Source organism: Mesorhizobium sp. M2A.F.Ca.ET.042.01.1.1 (genome assembly GCF_003997405.1).
Classification (GTDB): Bacteria; Pseudomonadota; Alphaproteobacteria; order Rhizobiales; family Rhizobiaceae; genus Mesorhizobium.
The window spans coordinates 1-20160 of record NZ_RZRX01000105.1; the positions used below are offsets into that span (position 1 = coordinate 1).

Here is a 20160-nt window from a genome sequence, read left to right on the forward strand (position 1 = left end):
GGCCACCGCCGACATCGTCGGCTCGACCAAGGCGATCGAGGCTGGGCGCTATAAAACCGTCAATATGGCCGGCGCCAGCGTCATTTCGGCCCTGCTCAATGCGCTGGGCCGGCAAGATTTTCCCTTTGTCTTTGGCGGCGACGGCGCGCTCGTGGCGTTCCCCGGCTCGGCGCTCGAGATCGTCCGCAACGCGCTTGCCGCTGTCCAGAGGTGGGTGGCGGACGAACTGGACCTGACCTTGCGTGCCGCAATCGTGCCGACAAGGGATATCAGAGCGCAAGGCCTCGACGTCCGCGTGGCGAGGTTCCAAGCCTCCGAAGCGGTCTTCTACGCCATGTTCGCCGGCGGCGGTGGCAGTTGGGCGGAAGCTGAGATGAAAGCGGGGCGCTACCGCATCGATCCCGCGCCGGCCGGCACGCGGCCGGACCTGACCGGCCTCTCCTGCCGCTGGAACCCGATCGAAGCCCAGCATGGCGAAATCGTCTCGATCATAGCCATACCGCGGGCGTCGCCCGACTTGCGCGGTTTTCAGTTGCTGGTTTCCGATATCATCGCCCTTGCCGGCAGGCAGGAGCGCGATGGCCACCCCGTACCGGCGGACGGGCCGGCCTACAGTTTACTACCCGCCGGTCTCGATCTCGAGGCGCGGGCCACCAGGCCGGCTGGACGGCGGTGGCTGACGAAGCTGTGGGTTGTGTTCCTCATGACGCTTACGGCGGTCACCGATCGATGTGGCTGGACGATCGGCGGTTTCGATCCGAAGGTCTATAAACGTGAAGTGGCCAGCAATTCGGACTTCCGGAAGTTCGACGACGGCTTGAAGATGACCATCGACGTTGACGCGGATGTCTTGCAGCGGATCGAGAACAGGCTGAAAAAGGCGGAAGAGGCGGGCATCTGCAGCTATGGCCTGCACCGCCAGAAATCGGCCTTGATGACATGCCTGGTCGCTTCGCCGCTGCAGCGCGATCACCTTCATTTCATCGATGGCGCTGCCGGCGGCTATGCGATGGCTGCCGCAAGCCTGAAGTCGAAGGTGCCGGTTTGATGACGGCTTGCGGAAACCGATCTTCCGCAATATGCCTCGGCCATGGTCCTTGGAGCCTAATGAGCCTCCCCATGGAACGGACAGCCTGTCCGAATTGACGGGAAAGCAGATTTTTGGACGCCTCACGATCGATATATGACCGTCTTCTAAACCGGATTTCGACGCGCGCCGCGCAAGTCGGCGTCATCGGACTGGGCTATGTCGGATTGCCGCTGGCGGTTGCGGTCGCACGCGCCGGCTTCCCGGTTTCGGGCTTCGATATCGAAGCCCACAAGGTCGAGAGCCTGAACAACGGCCAATCCTACATCGAGGCGGTGACGTCGACAGCCCTTGCCGGCCAGGTGGCGAGCGGTCGGTTCCGCGCCACCGCGGATTTTACCGAACTGGCCGTCTGCGACGTCGTCATCATCTGCGTTCCGACACCGCTGACGAAAAACCGTGAGCCGGATCTCTCCTTTGTCAGGAACACGGCAGTCACCATCGCCAAGCATCTGCGGCCCGGCCAGCTCGTCGTGCTCGAATCGACCACCTATCCCGGCACCACCGACGACGTGATCAGGCCCATACTGGAAGAAACCGGCTTGCGGTCGAAGATAGACTTCTTCCTCGGCTTCTCGCCCGAACGCGAAGATCCCGGCAACCGCAGCTTTGAAGTCGCGACGATCCCCAAGGTGGTGGCAGGCGACGGCATTGAAGCGGCGACGCTCGTGCAGGCTTTCTACCATGGCGTGGTCAAGACCGTCGTTCCGGTTTCGACCACCGCGACCGCCGAAGCGGTCAAGCTGACGGAAAACATCTTCCGCTCGGTCAACATAGCTCTCGTCAATGAGTTGAAGGTCGTGCTCGGTGCGATGGGCATCGACATCTGGGAGGTGATCGAGGCGGCAAAGAGCAAGCCCTTCGGCTACATGCCGTTCTATCCTGGTCCCGGACTTGGCGGGCACTGCGTTCCGATCGACCCATTCTACCTGACGTGGAAGGCGCGCGAATACGAACTGCCGACCCGCTTCATCGAGCTGGCGGCAGAGATCAACACGGCCATGCCGCGTCATGTGGTCGATGAACTGGCGAAGGCGCTGGACCGGCGCTGCGGCAAGGCGCTCAGCCGCTCGCACATTCTCATCGTCGGGCTCGCCTATAAGAAGAATGTGCCCGATATCCGCGAAAGCCCTTCATTGCGGCTCATTGAACTCATCGAGGATTGGGGCGGCAAGGCGGAATTCCACGATCCGCATGTTACCGAGATACCGACCACACGAGAGCATATGGCGATCAAGGGGCGCCGCTCGGTCGAATTGACCGAGGCGGCCCTGAAGGATTTCGATGCTGTCGTCGTTGCAACCGACCACGACGCGATCGACTATCAGACGATCGCTAATCACGCCCCTCTGATCGTCGACACGCGCAATGTTTTTGGCCGCCTCGGGCTGGACCGAGAGACAATTGTGAAGGCCTGACGGCATCTGAGCCGGCGAATTTCTTGCGCGGTGTCAGGATCGTGGTTGCACTCCGCCGGCTGCCTCGCCACATAACGCCACGGAACACAGATGCATTTACGCCTTCCCCTTGGCCGGAAGGATAGTCATCCGGGACATTCTTCGCCGCTTTTGCCGCCGAGGCCGGCCTTGTTGACTTCGGTGTCTTATCGTTGGGTCGTTGACGGACTGTGTTATGACAGATCAGAGGATAATGGTTCCGTCTTCCGACGGGTTTCGAGATAGCATGAGCACATCGTACGCAGAAATTTCCACCATTCTCATGGATAAGGTTGCCGATTGGCTGAACGAATCGGCGCTGGCGGGCAACGATCTGGAAACATTGGTAAATGGCTTTTGCGAACGGCTGGCTGCTGCCGGCCTGCCGCTGAAGCGGGTGCATTTGAGCTTCTCGATGCTTCACCCGCTTTATGACGCGCTTGGCTTCACCTGGGTTCGCGGCCAGGGCATGGAAGTGGAAGGCTTCCGCAAGGAGGCCGGTGTGCCGTCTGAGAGATTCCTGACCAGCCCATACTACCATCTGCTCAGCAATAAGCTCGACCATCTGCGACGCCGGCTCGACCCGTCGGTGGTGTCGGAGTTTCCTGTTTTCGATGACCTCCGGCTTATGGGCATCACCGACTACATGGCTTTCGTCCATCCCTTCAGCGGCAACGCCAGTCAGGGCATGATGGGGTCTTGGTCCACCGACAGCGCCGCGGGCTTCAGCGACAGCATGATTTCGGCGCTGCTGCGCATCCAGAGCCATCTCGCTATCGCCACCAAGATGGCGGTGCTGACCAAGCTCGCCGACAACATGATGACCACCTATCTCGGCGGCGACGCTGGCAGGCGCGTGCTTGACGGCCAGATCAAGCGCGGCGAGGGCGATACAATCCGGGCCGCACTGGTAATGGGAGATATGCGCGGGTCGTCGAGGCTTGCCGAAACTTCCGGCCGCGAAGTCTATATCGATACGCTGAACCAGTTTTTCGACGCCGTTGCCGCACCTTTCAATCGCAACGGCGGGCAGATCATGAGTTTCATCGGTGATGGCTTCATTGCCGTCTACCCTTGCGAAAGGCACCGTTCGCAGTCCGAGATCGCCTGCCAGGCTGCGCTTGCGGCCGCGCACAAGGCCAGCGGGCGCATGATGGATCTCAACCTGCGCCGAAAGGAGCAGGGGTTGCCCGACATCAAATTCGGTATCGGCCTGCATGTCGGCAATGTGATGTTCGGCAATGTCGGGCTTACCGACCGGCTCACATTCTCTGTCTTCGGCTCAGCTGTGAACGAGGTCCAGCGCCTCCAGACCCTGACCAAGAAATATCCGCACAGCGTTCTGGCCAGCAAAGACTTCGCCGGCTATTGCGGCGCGAACAACTGGCTGACGCTCGGCCACGAGGAACTGGCTGGCATCAAGCAGAAGCTGACGGTGCTTTCACCCGATCTGTCGGGAGCCCTCGCACCCGATGAAGAAGGTGCGCCGGAGCCGATTCACGGCCGAAGATCGGACGCCGAGCAGGTCATGCTGCTTCATCGCGATGCCGCGCGGCTGGCGGCGGGCGACCCGAGCAAGCTCCAGTAAGCCGCGGCGATCTGGCCCGATCGCCTTTGGTGGCCAGTTCGGTCGTCGGTTCCGCCACTGGCGACCGCTTCGAATCCAAGTTGCTCTGCGCTGGCAATGCGCTAGTCTCGCTTTCTGGAGAGGTGCCAGAGTGGGGCTGGTGTGAGAATGAGTTCGGGTGTCGATCTGCTGCGGATCGAAGACGTTGGCATCTCTTTTGCCATCATGGGGGGGCCGTTGCATGCCGTCAGGCGCGCAAATCTTCGCGTCCTGCCCGGTAAGGTTACCGCGCTTGTGGGCGAGTCCGGTTCCGGAAAATCGGTTCTCAGCCAGGCCGTGATGGGCATTTTGCCGAACACAGCCCACGTTCGCGGCCGGATCCTGTTTTCCGATCCTGAAAAGCCCGGCACGACGCAGGATATCCTCAAGATGTCGCGTGATGGGCCCGAAATCCGGGCGTTGAGAGGCAGCCGCATCGGCAAAATCTTTCAGGAGCCGATGACATCGCTGTCGCCGCTGCACACGATCGGCAACCAGGTCAGCGAATCCCTGCAGATTCATACGCCCATGGCTCGGGCGGAGCGCAAGGCGCGGACCGAGGAAATGCTCAGCCTTGTCGGCTTCCCCAATCCCAAGCGCGCCTATGACATGTATCCCTTCGAACTTTCCGGAGGATTGCGTCAGCGCGCCATGATCGCCATGGCGCTTATCTGCCGGCCCGCCCTGTTGATCGCCGATGAGCCGACGACGGCGTTGGACGTCACCATCCAGGCGCAAATCCTGCAATTGCTGCGCGGGCTTCAGACCAAGCTGAACATGGCGATGCTGCTGATCACGCACGACCTCGGCGTGGTCGCCAATGTCGCCGACGAGGTGGTGGTCATGTACCATGGCGAGATCATGGAGGCGGGACCCGTCGAGGCGATATTCCGCCGGCCAGGCCACCCTTACCTTAAGGGCCTGATGGCAGCCGTTCCGCATTTCGACCTGAAGCCTGGCGAAAGGCTAAAGGCGCTGCGCGAGGTGCCGGTGAATGTCGGAAACCTGCTCGGCAAGCAGACCGCGCCGGCATCGAAGGGGCCGGACGATATCCTGCTGTCGGTCAGGGATCTGACAAAGACCTTCACCATCCGCAAGTCCGGATGGTTCGGTGGGGATCATCAAACCTCTGTTCGCGCCGTCGACGGCGTGAGCTTCGACATCAAGCGGGGTGAATGCCTGGGTCTGGTCGGCGAAAGCGGTTCCGGCAAAACCACCGTCAGCAAGATCCTCATGCGGGCTGTCACCCCTAGCGGTGGTTCTGTGATCTTCAACGGCCGCGATGGACCCATCGACGTCCTGGCAGGCGAGGGAGACGCCCTGCACATGCTGCGCGCGAAAATCCAGATGGTCTTCCAAGATCCGGTTTCGTCGCTTTCACCTCGCATGACGGTGGAGAATATCTTGAGCGAGCCGCTGGAAATCCATCAGCGCGGCAATGCCGCGTCCCGGTTAGCCACGGTCAAGAGCCTGATGCAGGCAATCGGGCTTGATCCGCGCTTCATCAAGCGTTACCCGCACAGTTTCTCAGGCGGGCAGCGTCAGCGTATCGGCATCGCGCGCGCGTTGGCGCTGGGGCCTGAACTGCTGATCTGCGACGAGCCGGTTTCGGCGCTCGATGTCTCTGTCCAGGCACAGATCCTGAACCTTCTGAAGGACCTGCAGAAGGAGCTGGGCCTTACCTACCTGTTCATTTCCCATAACCTGGCAGTGGTGGATTACATGGCAGACCGCATCGCGGTGATGTGCGGCGGGCGTATCGTCGAGCTTGCGCCGCGCGAGATTCTGCTCAGGAAACCGATCCACCCCTACACGCGATCCCTGGTCGCCGCGGTACCTTTCCCCGATCTCGACAGGCCGATGGATTTCAAGACGCTCAAGCTCAGCGGCGCGTCTGACACCAGCGCCTGGGGACCGCAATTCCGTGACGAGGGCGATGAGAATATGTTGTCGCCGCTCGATCTTGGCGGCGGCCACCTCGTGCTGGCCCGACGTTCGGCCGATGTCAGCGAGCTACGCCATTGATCAGCCGGCGCACCGTCCTTGGGCTCATGGCTTCGGCATTTGTGCCGAGCACGTTGCGCGCCGGCGATCTGGAGCCGGAATTTCTTCAGCCGCTGCTGAAGGCCCTGGCGCTGCCGGCACTCGCCAAACGCTTACCCAAGAGCCCGCGCGTGGTGAACCTCGCTGCGATGGGCCGGCAGCCCGGCCAATATGGCGGCACGCTACGCACGATCATCGGCAGCCAGAAAGATATCCGGATGATGACCATCTACGGATATGCTCGCCTGGTCGGCTATGACGAAAAGCTCAACCTGCAACCCGACATTCTCGAAAGTTTCGACGTGGCGGATGATCGCGTCTTCACTTTCAAGATACGGGAAGGACATAAATGGTCTAACGGCAGCCTGCTGACGCCGGAGGATTTTCGCTATTGCTGGGAAGATGTCTGGCTGAACGATGAGCTTACGCAAGGCGGGCTCCCCCCGACCCTGCTGGTGGAAGGCAAGCCGCCACGCTTCGAGATCGTCGATCCGTTGACGGTCCGCTATAGCTGGGATGCACCTAATCCAGACTTCCTGCCCAAGCTCGCTGCCGCTTCGCCGCTATCGCTTGTTCTGCCGGCCACCTATCTCAAGCAGTTCCACAAGAAATACCAGGATCCATTCCGGCTCGCCGGCCTGATGGAGGAGAACAGGGCCAAGAAATGGACGCTCCTGCATATCCGCATGTCGCGCCAGTATCGCCCGGAGAACCCGGAACTGCCGACGCTCGATCCCTGGCAGAACCGGACCAAGCCGCCGGCCGAGCAGTTCGTCTTCGAGCGGAACCCGTACTTTCATCGAATAGACGAGAATGGCCGGCAGCTGCCCTATGTTGACCGGGTGGTCATGAATGTCAGCTCATCGGCAATCATTTCCGCCAAGACCGGTGCCGGCGAGAGCGACCTGCAATGCATGGGAATTGACTTTGCCGATTACTCCTTCCTGAAGGATGCGGAGAAGCGCTACCCGGTGAAGATGCATCTCTGGAAACGCACACAGGGTTCGCGGCTGGCGCTCCTGCCCAACCTCAATTGTGCCGACCCGGTGTGGCGTGGCCTTCTTCGCGACGTGCGCGTGCGCCGCGCGCTTTCGCTCGCAGTGGACAGGCGCGAGATCAATTTGGCGGTGTTCTACGGATTGGCGCAGGAAAGTGCCGATACGGTCCTGCCGGAGAGCCCGCTCTACCGGCCGGAATTCGCGAAAGCCTGGGTTGCCCATGATCCCGACAAGGCCAATGCGCTGCTCGACGAGGTCGGGCTTAAGGCGCGCGACGATGACGGTCTGCGGATCCTCCCCGATGGACGCCCGGCGCAGGTCATCGTGGAAACGGCCGGCGAAAGCACGCTGGAAACGGACGCGCTCGAACTCATCACCGATCACTGGCGGCAGGTCGGCATCGCCCTGTTCGTCCGGACTTCGCAGCGAGACATCTTCCGCAGCCGCGCGCTAGGTGGCGAGATCATGATGTCGATTTGGTCAGGCATCGACAATGGTGTGCCGACCGCCGACATGAACCCGTCCCAGTTGGCCCCCACCATGGACGACCAGCTGCAATGGCCGCTCTGGGGTGCTCACTACCTGTCCCATGGCACGGTCGGCGAGGCGCCCGATCTTCCGCCTGTGGTCGAGTTGATGGCTTTGCTCAAGCGCTGGAACGTCTCGACCGAAGCCGCGGAGCGCGCCGAAATCTGGAATTCAATGCTGTCGATCTACACCGATCAGGTGTTTTCGATCGGCACAGTGAACGGAACGCATCAGCCGGTTCTGGCGTCCTCGAGGCTGCGCAATCTGCCTGACAAGGCGCTCTACGGCTACGATCCGACCGCCTATTTCGGTGTCTATATGCCGGACACATTCTGGCTTGGAGAGTCCTGAGCGTGCTTCGATATATTGTCTGGCGCATTGCTGTGATGGTTCCAACGCTGCTGATCATATCGGCGCTGGTGTTCACGATCATCGAACTTCCCCCGGGCGACTATTTCGACAGCTATGTTGCAGAGCTTCGGGCTCAGGGCGAAGCGGTGGATTCCGATCGCATCCAGATGATGCGCAAGGAGTATGGTTTCGACAAGCCGCCGGTCATTCGCTACTTCTACTGGGTCGGCGGAATGCTGCACGGCGATTTCGGCTATTCCTTCGAATATGAGCTGCCGGTTCGCGATGTCATCGGTGACCGAATGTGGCTGACCATTTTGGTTTCCTTCGTCACGATCATCTTCACCTGGCTCATCGCCTTTCCGATCGGCATGTACTCAGCCACCCATCAATACAGCTGGGGCGACTACGGCCTGACTTTCTTCGGTCTTCTCGGCCTTGCCATTCCGAATTTCATGCTGGCGCTGATCCTGATGTATTTCGCCAACATCTGGTTCGGCACGTCCATCGGCCATCTCATGGACCCGCAATATCTCGGCGAGCCGATGAGCTGGGCCAAGGCGAAATCGATCCTCGCCCATCTCTGGATCCCGGTCTTGATCATCGGCACCGGGGGCACGGCAAGCATGATCCGGCGGCTGCGCGCCAATCTTCTCGACGAGCTGCACAAGCAATATGTGGTGACCGCGCGCGCCAAAGGCCTTCATCCCTTCAAGGCGCTGGTCAAATATCCGCTGCGCATGGCGCTCAATTTCTTCATTTCGGACATCGGCTCGATCCTGCCGGCCATCATTTCCGGCGCCGAAATCACGGCGATCGTGCTGTCTTTGGAAACGACCGGGCCGATGCTGATCAAGGCGCTGCAAAGCCAGGACATGTATCTGGCGGGGTCATTCCTGATGTTCCTCGCCTTCCTGACGGTCATCGGCGTCCTGATTTCCGACCTCGCGCTGGCGCTGCTTGATCCGCGAATTCGTTTGCAGGGCGGCAGCACCAAATGAACACGCAATCGCCGCTGCCCGCTCCGGGTGCTCCACTGCAACACTACGTTTCCATTGCGCCCTTTGACCTGCAGTCGGTCGAGGCGATGACGCCGGAGCAGTCGAAGGTCTTTCAGGCCTCGCAGTTGCGGCTGATGTGGTGGAAATTCCGGCGGCACCGGCTTGCCCTAATATCCGGCATATTCCTGGCAGCGCTTTATCTCGGGATACTGATCTGCGAGTTCCTGGCGCCCTACAATCTGCACACGCGCAACATGGACTACATCTATTCGCCGCCGCAGCAGGTGCACCTGTTCCACAACGGCCAGTTCGTCGGACCGTTCGTCTACGGCCGCCAGATGACGCTGGATATGGACACGCTCAAGCGGAACTATATGGACAAGCAGGATGATGTTCAGCGGATCCGTTTCTTCTGCAAGGGCGACAGTTACCGGTTCTGGGGCCTGATCGAAGGTGACAGGCATCTTGTCTGCCCTGCCGAGAACGGCCAGCTCTTTCTGGCCGGCACTGACAGGCTGGGGCGCGATGTGCTCTCGCGCATTATCTATGGCGCACGCATTTCACTGACGATCGGCCTCGTCGGAATCGGTTTCAGCTTCCTCCTTGGCATCGTCATCGGGGGGCTGGCCGGCTATCATGGCGGTATCTTCGACCTGATCGTTCAGCGGATAATCGAGGTTCTGCAATCGATCCCCAGCATTCCGCTGTGGCTGGCTCTGGCGGCAATCATGCCGATAACCTGGAGTCCGATCCTGATCTATTTCGGCATCACCGTAATCCTCGGGCTGCTCCACTGGACCGGGCTGGCGCGGGCCGTGCGTTCAAAGCTTCTAGCCTTGCGTGAGGAGGATTACGTTCTGGCCGCGCAATTGATGGGCGCCAGCAGCAGCCGCATTATCCGCCGGCACCTCATTCCCGGCTTCATGTCGCATCTGATCGCTACGGCGACGATTTCCATCCCCGGCATGATCCTGGGCGAGACGGCGCTGAGCTTCCTCGGGCTCGGCCTGCGGGCGCCGATAACCAGCTGGGGCATCCTGCTCACCGAGGCGCGCAGCGTCAGCGTGATCGCGTTCTATCCATGGCTGCTTTTGCCGATCCTCCCCGTCATTCTCGTCATCCTGGCGTTCAACTTCCTCGGCGACGGCCTGCGGGACGCCGCGGACCCCTACAAGTGACATCGTTATTCCGCTGCGCGCCGGGCCGTCGGCTCTGCCTGGTATGATCCTTGTCGGCAGCCTGTTCGTTTGTTGCAGTGTTCATCGTTCGCCTCTATATGCCGCGAGGCTCGATCGGGGTTTAATACATCGCTTCGGGTTTCTCCCGCGAACCGTTCCGGTGCCGGGCATTGCCGATCTCTTGAGCTGGTTCAGGACACAAATGCAATGAGTCGCCTCGAGAGTTTCATCCGCAGGCTGACCGCGCAGCGCGACATTCTCGATCAAGTCTGCGCGCAGGTGGCGACCATCGAGGGCCCCGTCCTCGAGCTCGGCCTCGGCAATGGCCGGACGTTTCATCATCTGCGCGAGCGCCTGCCCGGACGCCGGATCGTGGCGTTCGACCGCGCACTGGCCGCTCACGCCAGCTCAATTCCCGAAGCCGAAAACCTCGTACTCGGCGAAATACGCGAGACGGCGATCAGGTTCATTGGCATCGACGCCGCTCTTGTTCATGCCGACATCGGCACCGGCTATGAAGATCGCGACGCCGTGACCGCTACCTGGCTTCCCGACCTGACTGCGCGCCTGCTTCGCGTCGGCGGCATCGCCGTCAGCGGCACGCCGCTCAATCACCCTCACTTGCGACGCCTCCCGGCGCCGCCTTCGGTGCCCGCCGATCGTTATTTTATCTATAGGCGGCTGTGAGAGGTCGAGAAGTCTTCAGGGGATCGTATAGACAGCAATCTCCCGCTCAATGCCGCGCAGCGAGACCTCGTGGGGCTCCGGCTTCAGCGCTTTCCTGCGCAGCAGATCGGCGGTGAGATTGTCGTCGACCACCGCACGAGTGGCGAAGATCGCCTGTGCGTTGGCAAGATTCTGGACCCGCGAAGCAATGTTGACCGTCTGGCCGAAATAGTCCTGTCGCTCGTTCATGGACACGGCAATGCAGGGGCCGGAATGGATTCCGATCTTGAGCAGCAGATCCTCGCGCCCGCTCTCCTCGTTGAGCGCACGCATGGCATCGCGCATTCTGAGGGCCGCGGCAATCGCACGATCAGGCGTCGCGAAGGTCGCCATCACCGCATCGCCGATCGTCTTCACCACCGCGCCAGCCTCCGCCGCGACGATCTCGTGCAGAACCTGGAAATGCGCGCGCACGAGATCGAAGGCCGAAAGATCGCCCACCCGCTCGTAAAGCGCGGTCGATCCGCGCAAGTCGGTGAACAGGAAGGTCAGGCTGGTGATCTTCAGGCGCTGGTTGATGTCGAGCGTATCCGTGCGATAGAGATCGCGGAACGTCTGATTGGTCAGCAGGCGCTTGGCTGTGAGGAAGGGCCGGCGCCTGCCCAGCAGATCGTGCAAGCCCTGGCCGGCGATGAAGACCGTCGGCAGCACGCGTGTGTCGGTCCTGTTCTCCAGCGAAATGCGCAACGGCCCGGGCTGCATCTCCAGCGTCTGGCTCTGGACATGGTCGCGGTCGAAGACCAAAGAGAGGCTTCGGCGCTCCTTCGTCGGTTCGCCCTTCACGTCGATGAACTGCACCGAATGAGTTACCGGCTCGAAGACGATGATGAATTCGGGCGGAAGCTGTACGGTTAGGACCGCCTTCTCACCGGGCGCGAGTTCGATGTCCTCCAGCGAGATCTCTTCCATCGTTTTCGCAAAGTCGTCCCCCTCCGGCAGATCGACGCCGGACGCCCAGTAGATCTGGCGGAAATACTCAATTGCCGGCAGTTCGTGTGGATTGTGGGCGGCAATCCTGCGAATGCGGGGACTGACGGTGAATGTCACCTCGACCATCTCGTCGAGGGTCGGCGAATAGCCCGAGGCGCAAAGCGCGCATGTATATTCGTCCTTCTGCACGGTTTTCAGCGTGGCGTTGGTGTCGAGCACGCCGCCGCAGCCGGGGCACAGGACATTCCAGGAGACGTCGAAGATGCCCACCCGGGCCGCGTGGAGAAAGGCGCCTATGGCGCGCTCCTCGTCGAGACCATGCTTGCTGGCGAAGGCTGGCACATTGATGCGGCACAGCTCGCGGTCATCGCCCTCCGCGATGGTTCGCTTGATCGCGTCGATCGCCACCGGATCGACATCGCTCGATTGCCGCAGAAGCGAGAACAGATCCTGAGCTTCGTTCATCGTAAAGGCTCCGGAAAATGCGCCCCGGGGGCGCGTTGACCGGACCGCGCTTGGTCCGAATGACGCATTTTACTTCGAAACGGACCGTACGGCCAATTCGAATAGACAAACACGGCGACGGTCGATTTCCATTTGACGGATTTTCTCCGACTCCAAGCGGCACTATGATGGCGCATGGGCATCGATCTTTGGGGCTCTTTCCCATGCCGAAATCCGACAATCCGCCGTTTCCAGGGGCTCTTCGCCTTTTCTCCGCGGCTGTGATCATCGTCCTGATCGTGGGCGCCGGCCTGTTTTTCGCGCCCGCGCTGGTCAAGCCGCGCTGGCCCTGGCCCGTCACGCCGTTCAGCGCCCGCTTCCTCGGCGGCTTCTACACCGCCGAAATGGCCGTGATGGCGGCGCTCTTGTTCTGGAATCGCTGGTCGCCCGGCAGGCTGGTGCTCGTCATGGCCTTCATCTTCACCGTCATCGTGTCGGCGGCTTCGTTCATCAATCTCGGCTATTTCAACTTCGAACGAAAATCGGCCTGGCTCTGGTTCCTGGTCTATCTTGCCTCGGCCGCGGTATCCGGGCTGTTCCTGTGGCGGGCCAGGGCCCGTCCTTGGGCAAAAGGCGTGGCCTTAGCCCCCGCATGGCGCGGCTACATGTCAGCGGAAACGGCGATCCTTGGGCTATACGGCGTCGGCATGTTGCTGTTCCCCCGGGTGGTCAGCAGCAGCTGGCCATGGCCGGTCGATCCCTTCCACGCCCAGGTCTACAGCGCAATCTTCCTCGCCGGCGCCGGCGGCGTGTATCTCCTCTGGAAAAACGCTCCGCGCGAGGAACTGCTGGTGCTCGGCCTGGCGCAGCTGCTGGTTGGCCTGCTTGCCATCCTTGGCCTGGTCATCACCGACGCTGCGGTGCACCGGATCGACTGGACGGCAACAAAGACATTATGCTGGCTCGCCCTTTTCGTCTGGATCGGTCTCAGCGGCGTCTTCAAACTCTACGCCGCCTCCCGGTATTTTGGCTCGCAATCGGCATCCTAGATTATGGAGGCGACTGGATTTTCGGGTGACGTCCGGTGCATCGTGCCGGGCCGATCACCTTAGAGCATTTCACCGTTTCAAAGGAACCGGCGAACTGCTCTATCTCTTTGTTCTGACCCAATTCCGGGCGGAAACCGCTTACACTTCTCCTAGAATTGCTCTAGCCGGGAACGCTATGACCAGCACGACCTCGCCGTCCTCCGAGAAAATCGAACCGCAGCTCCGAGCCGTCCGGCCAAGCGATGCGGAGGCGCTTTGCGCTATCTTCAACATGCCGGGCTTCCGCCAGGGCACTCTCAGGATGCCTTTCGAGAGGGTGGAGCAGGTGGAGCGGCGCATTGCCAAGTCCGGCCAGGAAACCACCTGGATCGTGGCGGAGCTGGAAGGCAAGGTCGTCGGCCATGGCAACCTTGTCGTGCAGGGTTCGCGCCGCTCGCATGTCGGCGAGATCAATATCGGCCTTGACGATGCCTTTGTCGGCAAGGGGATCGGCTCTGCCATACTCGGCGCTCTGCTCGACGTGGCCGATAACTGGCGGGCCCTGAAGCGGGTCGAATTGACCGTCTATGCCGACAACGAACCGGCCATCCGTCTCTACACAAGCCACGGCTTCGAGGTCGAAGGTCGGCACGTGAAGGCCGGCTTTACTGACGGGCAGTACCACGACCTCCTGAGCATGGCCCGACTGCGGTTCTAAGATTCGCTGTTTCCCTTGGCGTTTGCACCACATGCGGCTAGACGGGATCAATGACCGCCGTCTTCGATCCAACCCCTACGCCTCCGGTGGAAATTCTGGCTGTGCTGTCGCTGCTCTGCCCTGAAGTCGTGCGCGACATCGAGCAGAACTGGAATGCACCGGTTTCCGATTACGCCCGCCATCTGTGGCGGCCTGTGGCAAGGCCTGTATCGGGCCCGGCGATCGCCGCCCGCTCTATCCTGCGCGAGGTACTACGTCAACGCCTTGGTGCGATCATGCAGCCCGACGAGATCGGAAGGACCCTCGATGAATTCGAGAACAGACCGGTGATCCAGTCAGGCCTTCACTGCCTGCTTCTGATGGACCGGATCACATTCGATGCAATCCTGCTTGCCTGGCTTGGCGCGGTCGAAAGCGGCCAGTCGGCCTTCTTCGGCTTTATGGGAGCGACGATGACCATGGAGACAGTCGGCAGGGAGGGGCCGGGATGGCTTGATCTCGGCGACGACAAGGTCAACCTGTTTGGCTTGGGGCGCCACAAACTGTGCCGCAAGAGCGTCTGCGTGGCCGGTCCTGTCTCCCTCAACAAGCGCGTGCTCGAAGCGGTTGGCGATGAAACGGATGGCAGCCGCTGGCGGGGCACACTGCTTGCCAGCCAGGACAAGGTGTTTGGAACCGCCGCCGATGCGCTAACAGCCCTCAACGAGGATCTGGTCGCCGCTTGGGACCGTTCCCGCACGGCTCTGCCGGTCTTCATCGACGATCGGCTCGCCGCGACTGCCGTGGCGCGGCACCTGGGCGATGACGGCAGCCTTCTTTCCAGGCTGCTCATGGAGCCGGCAAGGCGCCAGCGTCTCGACCATGCGTTGCAAGAGGCCGCATCGGGCCCGTTTGGCAGATTCCTGCCCAATGCGACGGACTATTTCTGGGGCATCCGCGAGCAGCGCGTGCGCAAGCTCGCCCTCGAGAACGGACACCTGATCGAACCTGACAGGCCGCATGGTCTTTCCATCCCGTTCGAGCGGCCGCATCTCAGGCAGGCGCTGCTGGACGGCGTGCTGCTGCCGAACCTGTTCCTGATGTTCCTCGTCCTTGCCATATTGCCGCGCGTGCGGGCCGTGGGCGGCCTGAGACAGATTGGCTACGTAGCGCTTTTCCACTCGATCCTGCTGGCCGCGCTGGACGAAAACGTGCCGGAAGAGCGCGATCTGGCTGCGGAGCTGCAGGTGCGCGAAAATGCCTGGGGCATGCGGGTCATCGATGAAAAGATATCGGTCCGCGAGCAGCTTGCCGGCCTGCCGGAAGGGGCGCTCTTCCCGGAACTGCTCCGGCAATATAGTTTGCGGACACTTGCCGAGACGACCGACGACCTGAAACTGGTCCGCGAAGACTCCCGATGGCGCAAGATCGGCCGGGCGGAGATCAAGGCGACCTGAGCCTTGCTTCAGGCCCTATTCATGTTGATTTTCTGGTGCGCAACGCCAACCGACGGCGACCTATCGGTGAGCTTGGCCTCCGATCCGGCTGCTTCCTTGAACCCATACTGGTCGCTCCATGCCCATTTGCGCTGCCGCTTGCCGATCGACGGCGATCGGTTCATCCTTGTGTGAATACCCTGGCCGTGAAGTACGTGGCAAGATCATGCCCGTCACGGCGCCCAGTGAGGTCTTGCCCGATGGACTGCGCGGGCTGTGGTTTCGAGGTTGAGGGCGGTTTCGCTTTCTGTCCGAAGTGCGGGAGGCGCCAGCCCGTGCCATGCGCCAGTTGCGGCTACCTGTGCGCACCTGATTTCGAGTTCTGTCCGAAATGCGGGACAAGCGTCGGTGCACCGGCAAAAGCCGTCGAACGGCCTGCTCCGGCGCCAAGCCGGGCCATTGTGCCGCCTTCGCGAACTCCGTCGCTGCTGGCGAACATCGAAAGCGAAGATGGGCTGCATCCCGTCTCTGACGCCGATCGCCGGACGGTGACGGTCCTGTTCGCCGACCTTTGCGGCTTCACGACACTCAGCGAGCAGCTCGACCCAGAGGTCATGCAAGCGCTGCAGAACGACTTGTTCAAGGAATTGACGGCGGCCGTGCGAAACTTTGGTGGTTTCGTCGACAAATTCATCGGCGATGCGCTGCTCGCTTTGTTCGGTGCGCCGGTCGCGCATGAGGACGATCCGGAGCGTGCGCTTCGTGCCGCTCTCGACATGATCGCCCGGACGGCGCGGCTCGGCGAAAGCACCTCCCACTCCGGCTCGCCTCTGTTGCTTCATATCGGCATAAACACTGGTCCGGTCGTCACCGGCGGATTGGGCATCGGCACCGCCAAATCCTATTCGGTGACCGGCGACACGGTGAATACGGCGCAACGCCTGCAATCGCTGGCCGCACCGGGCGAGGTGCTGGTCGGCGAGCTCACTCACAGGCTGACCCGGCATGCGTTCTCATATGAGTCGCTGGGCGATGTCGCGCTTCGCGGCAAGGCCGGCAGCGTGCTCGTCCATCGACTGGATGCACCGCTTGCGACGCCGCGTGCAGCGCGTGGGCTCGAGGCGCTCGGCCTCAGCGCGCCGATGATAGGCCGCGGTGCGGAGCTCAATAGAATGCTGGCGAGCCTTGACCAGGCGTGCGGCGGCTCGGCCCAACTTGTCCGCCTTGTCGGAGAAGCCGGTATCGGGAAATCGCGGCTGGTGAAGGAGTTCGTCGCCCGCGTCGGCGACGAGGATCGTTTTCGCAACGTCGCCGTGCGGCAGGCGACGTGCTCACCGCTGGGGGAACAATCATTTGGCGCCTTGGGCGCGGTGGTGCGCAGCGCCGCCGGGATGATGCAAAACGACAATGGGGAGGAAATGCGGGGCAAGCTTGCAGGCTTGCTCGCCGATCTTGGCCTGCAGGGCGAGGAGGCGCAGCGGCTGATGCCTCTGCTTTACCATGTGCTTGGCCTTGGCGACCCCGATGCCACCCTGCAGCATGTCGAGCCCGAGCAGTTGCGTCGGCAAATTCTCTACGCGGTCCGCACAATCATCGAACGGCGGCTTGCTTTATCGCCGCTGTTGATCGTCGTCGAAGACCTCCACTGGGCCGACGCCGCGTCGCTCGAGGCACTGCGTTTCGTGATGGACAGGTTGGAACGCACGCGGTTGATGTTGCTGGTCACGCATCGTCCGGCGCCGGACAACGACCAGCTCGACTCAAGTCGGGTCAGCCACACAGCGCTCAGGCTATCGCCGCTCAACAGTGATGAGGGACGCGCACTGCTGGCGGCGCTTTTCGGCGAGAGCTGGGTAAGCTCCACAGGCAGCCTTGTCGACCAGATCCTCGAGCGCGCCGGCGGCAATCCGCTTTTTGTAGAGGAGATCGTGCGGGGCCTTATCGATCGCGGTGTCCTGGTGCGCGAGGGCCAGCGATGGCGGACTGTGGCAGGCGAAATCGCAACCGGCATTCCCGCCACTATCCAAGCAATGTTGCTTGCCCGCGTCGATCGGCTGCCCCAGGAGGTGCGCCGGTTTGCGCAGGAAGCCGCAGTAATCGGCCCGCGCTTCGACGCCGCACTTCTGAAAGCCGTGACGGCCGACCCCGGCCGCCTGGAAGCCGGCTGCGAGCTGCTTTGCGATGCGGAAATCATCGAGGAAGTTGCCGGATCAGGCTCGGTCTCGTCCCAAAGCTACCGCTTTACGCAAACGTTGCTGCAGGACGTGATCTACCAGAACCTGCTCCTGCAACGCCGCACCGAAATCCACGGGCGGGTCGGTGCTGCCTTGCAGCAACTGTGCGGCGACAAGCCGGAACGGCTCGAGGATTTGACCGCGCTCGGTCATCATTTCGCACAGAGCGTCGAGCGGGAGAGGGGCGCGCATTACCTGCAGGCGGCAGGCGATCGCGCCCGCATGATATATGCCAACGACGACGCCCTTCGTTTCTACGAGCGAGCACTGACTGCGTTGGGCGCGACCGGGCAAACACCGCTCAAACTGGCAATCGCAGAGCGCATTGCCGACTTGAGCGGCCCGGCAGGCCGCCGCGACGTCGCGCACCAGCACTACGAGACAGTGCTGCAGGCATATCGCGCGTCGGCCGATCGTGTCGCTTCGGCGCGGGTTTTGCGCAAGATCGGTCGGCTGCTCTGGGACGTCGGCAAGCGGGACAACGCCGAATCGCGCTACGCCGAAGCGGCAGCGCTGCTCGATGGCGCCGATGCCCCGGTCGAGCAGGCGCATCTCTGGCAAGAACGTGGCCGACAGGCGTTCCGTAGCGGAGACAACGCTCTCGCGGCAAAATGGGCGGACGCGGCGCTGGATTGCGTACGCACGCTGACAACCGAACATGTCTCCGAGATTGGGCGTGATGCCACGCTTGTGACTGCCGAGGCGCTCAATACCAAGGCTGTCGCGTTGGCACGCCTTGGACGAGACCGCGAAGCCGTTGGCCAGGTCGAGCGTAGCATCGAATTGGCCGAAGCCGCCGGCCTGCTGGGCACGGCTTGCCGCGGCTACACCAATCTTGGCGTGCTTTACACGACCATCGACCCGACAAAGGCGATAGAGGTCTGCCGGCGTGGTCTTGAGGTGGCGCGCCATATTGGTGATTTGGGTTTTCAGGCGCGCCTCCTCGCCAATCTGGCGGTCGCCTGTTGTACCTTCACGGATCGCTGTCCGACGGAGGGCGTGCCCGCTGCCGAGAAGGCCATCGAGATCGACCGGGCGCTCGACCAGCGCGAGCACCTGTCGGTGCCGTTGATCGTGCTTGGGCAAATCCACCAGTGCAACGGCCGTCCGGAACTCGCGATTGGCTTATTCCACGAAGCGCTGGACGTAGCTCGCGAAACGGGCGAACCGCAACTGCTGTTTCCGTGCTATGATGGTCTCGCAACGCTCAATCTCGACGTCGACAATCTGGCCGAGGCCGAACGCTACTTTTCCCTGGCGCAGGGTATATGCGCCCAGCACGGGCTCGACCCGGAAGGGCTTGTGGTGCTGCCTTTTCTCGACTAGCCGGGGTGGGAGGTTGGAAATGTCAGCGCGCATTGACTTGATACCGCTTCAACCGGGCGACCGTGCGCCGAACGTGGTGCTCGACGCCATCACCCAGGATGGCAAGATTGCGCTTGACGACTTTCGCGGACAAAAACCGGTGCTGGTCGGCCTGTTTCGAGGTCTGCATTGCGCGTTCTGCCGGCGCCATATCGCCGCCCAGGCGCGGCTTGATCCGGAGCTGCGCGAAAAGGGCGTGGGGAGCCTGACGGTGGTCAACACGCCGATCGAGCGGGCGCGACTCTATTTCCGTTACCACCCGATGCCGAATCTGCTTGCGGCCTCCGACCCTGAACGCGCTTCGCATCGTGCCTTTGGACTGCCCAATCTCGAATTCACCCAAGACGAGACGAACTGGCCGTACAAGGTCTCGATGGCAGCGGCAAAGGATATGCGGGTCGACATACCAGGCGAGTTGCCCGGTCCCATGGATCCTTTTACGGCCAGCGAATTCCTCGACAAGAGGGACCACTACGAAGTGACCGACGCCGACCAGCAGATGATGGCGACGGGACACGGACAACTGATCGGCCAGTTCCTACTGGACCGGCAGGGGATCGTCCGCTGGAGCTTCACGGAAGTTCCGGAGGGTGGGCGATACATGTTCGCGGCGCCAAGCCCGCGGGAGCTGATGTCAGCCGTGTCCCAAGTCGCCCAATAGGCTTGCGAACGAGGTAGTCGGGCGGGACACCAAACAAAAAAGCGGAAGCAATTTGTTCATTCGAGCGCGGCCTCGAGAATGGCAACAAAGTCATCGAGCGAGCGATCCCCGCGAATCTCGATGCGCGGAAGATCGATGGGATCGCAGTCGAGGTGCGCCGGCCCGTGTCTGCCGCCGAAGCCGATCCGATAGCCGCACTCTCTGGCCAACCGGCCAAGCCGTCGGTCGGTGACGGAGTAGGGTGCCGCGAACGCCGAGGTTGTCCGACCGGTCCACCGTTCGACGAACATACGAGAGCGCAGGAGCTCGGCGGCCAAGTCAGAGGTCGACAGACCGTCGATAGCGCGATGTGTCGCCAGATGGCTTCCGAAGAACGCACCTTCGCCGGCGGGGCGTCGCACCGTCTTGGCA

Annotated in this window: 15 protein-coding genes; 13 read left to right on the plus strand and 2 right to left on the minus strand. The window is 61.9% G+C overall.

All coding sequences use genetic code 11. From position 1 onward, the window contains the following. The 8 genes from EOA23_RS17435 to EOA23_RS17470 form a co-directional block, all read left to right on the plus strand. Positions 1-1048 (plus strand): DUF3095 domain-containing protein (locus tag EOA23_RS17435; RefSeq protein ID WP_145966433.1); only part of this gene is annotated, 1048 nt, incomplete at its 5' end. A gap of 113 nt (positions 1049-1161) precedes the next feature. Continuing rightward, complete coding sequence (locus EOA23_RS17440) at positions 1162-2505, plus strand: nucleotide sugar dehydrogenase (RefSeq protein ID WP_127305040.1); 1344 nt, start codon at positions 1162-1164, stop codon at positions 2503-2505. 265 nt (positions 2506-2770) lie between these two features. Further along, the gene (locus EOA23_RS17445) at positions 2771-4111 is read left to right on the plus strand and encodes an adenylate/guanylate cyclase domain-containing protein (RefSeq protein ID WP_127305041.1); all 1341 of its coding nucleotides are present in this window, start codon (positions 2771-2773) and stop codon (positions 4109-4111) included. Positions 4112-4258: 147 nt separating this feature from the next. Further along, entirely contained in the window at positions 4259-6154 is a 1896-nt protein-coding gene (locus EOA23_RS17450; protein WP_127305042.1) for an ABC transporter ATP-binding protein, read from the plus strand. After that, entirely contained in the window at positions 6151-8049 is a 1899-nt protein-coding gene (locus tag EOA23_RS17455; protein WP_127305043.1) for an ABC transporter substrate-binding protein, read from the plus strand. The genes EOA23_RS17450 and EOA23_RS17455 overlap by 4 nt, the downstream gene beginning before the upstream one ends. A gap of 2 nt (positions 8050-8051) precedes the next feature. After that, positions 8052-9050 carry an ABC transporter permease gene (locus EOA23_RS17460; RefSeq protein ID WP_042639159.1) on the plus strand — a complete coding sequence of 333 codons (999 nt, stop codon included), beginning with the start codon at positions 8052-8054 and terminating at the stop codon, positions 9048-9050. Then, positions 9047-10228, plus strand: coding sequence for an ABC transporter permease (locus EOA23_RS17465; RefSeq protein WP_042639160.1), 1182 nt, complete (start codon positions 9047-9049; stop codon positions 10226-10228). The genes EOA23_RS17460 and EOA23_RS17465 overlap by 4 nt, the downstream gene beginning before the upstream one ends. 207 nt (positions 10229-10435) lie before the next feature. Then, positions 10436-10915: a class I SAM-dependent methyltransferase gene (locus EOA23_RS17470; RefSeq protein WP_127305044.1), complete on the plus strand. Its 480-nt coding sequence runs from the start codon at positions 10436-10438 to the stop codon at positions 10913-10915. Between the two features lie 15 nt (positions 10916-10930). On the opposite strand, the gene EOA23_RS17475 is transcribed toward EOA23_RS17470, so the two are convergent. Further along, positions 10931-12349 carry an adenylate/guanylate cyclase domain-containing protein gene (locus tag EOA23_RS17475; RefSeq protein ID WP_127305045.1) on the minus strand — a complete coding sequence of 473 codons (1419 nt, stop codon included), beginning with the start codon at positions 12347-12349 and terminating at the stop codon, positions 10931-10933. 203 nt (positions 12350-12552) lie between these two features. Here EOA23_RS17475 and EOA23_RS17480 point away from each other — a divergent pair, with 203 nt between their 5' ends. From EOA23_RS17480 to EOA23_RS17500, 5 genes are all read left to right on the plus strand, one after another. Further along, positions 12553-13377: a hypothetical protein gene (locus EOA23_RS17480; protein WP_127305046.1), complete on the plus strand. Its 825-nt coding sequence runs from the start codon at positions 12553-12555 to the stop codon at positions 13375-13377. Positions 13378-13402: 25 nt separating this feature from the next. Continuing rightward, the gene (locus EOA23_RS17485; RefSeq protein WP_245474229.1) at positions 13403-14074 is read left to right on the plus strand and encodes a GNAT family N-acetyltransferase; all 672 of its coding nucleotides are present in this window, start codon (positions 13403-13405) and stop codon (positions 14072-14074) included. Between the two features lie 50 nt (positions 14075-14124). Next, the gene (locus EOA23_RS17490; RefSeq protein WP_127305047.1) at positions 14125-15510 is read left to right on the plus strand and encodes a hypothetical protein; all 1386 of its coding nucleotides are present in this window, start codon (positions 14125-14127) and stop codon (positions 15508-15510) included. A 239-nt stretch (positions 15511-15749) separates the two neighbouring features. Continuing rightward, the gene (locus tag EOA23_RS17495) at positions 15750-19049 is read left to right on the plus strand and encodes an adenylate/guanylate cyclase domain-containing protein (RefSeq protein ID WP_189341629.1); all 3300 of its coding nucleotides are present in this window, start codon (positions 15750-15752) and stop codon (positions 19047-19049) included. 19 nt (positions 19050-19068) lie between these two features. After that, positions 19069-19749 (plus strand): redoxin domain-containing protein, encoded by a 681-nt coding sequence (locus EOA23_RS17500; RefSeq protein ID WP_127305048.1) that lies wholly within the window; start codon positions 19069-19071, stop codon positions 19747-19749. A 56-nt stretch (positions 19750-19805) separates the two neighbouring features. On the opposite strand, the gene EOA23_RS17505 is transcribed toward EOA23_RS17500, so the two are convergent. Then, a partial coding sequence (locus tag EOA23_RS17505) for a polysaccharide deacetylase family protein (RefSeq protein ID WP_145966434.1) occupies positions 19806-20160 on the minus strand: 355 nt, incomplete at its 5' end.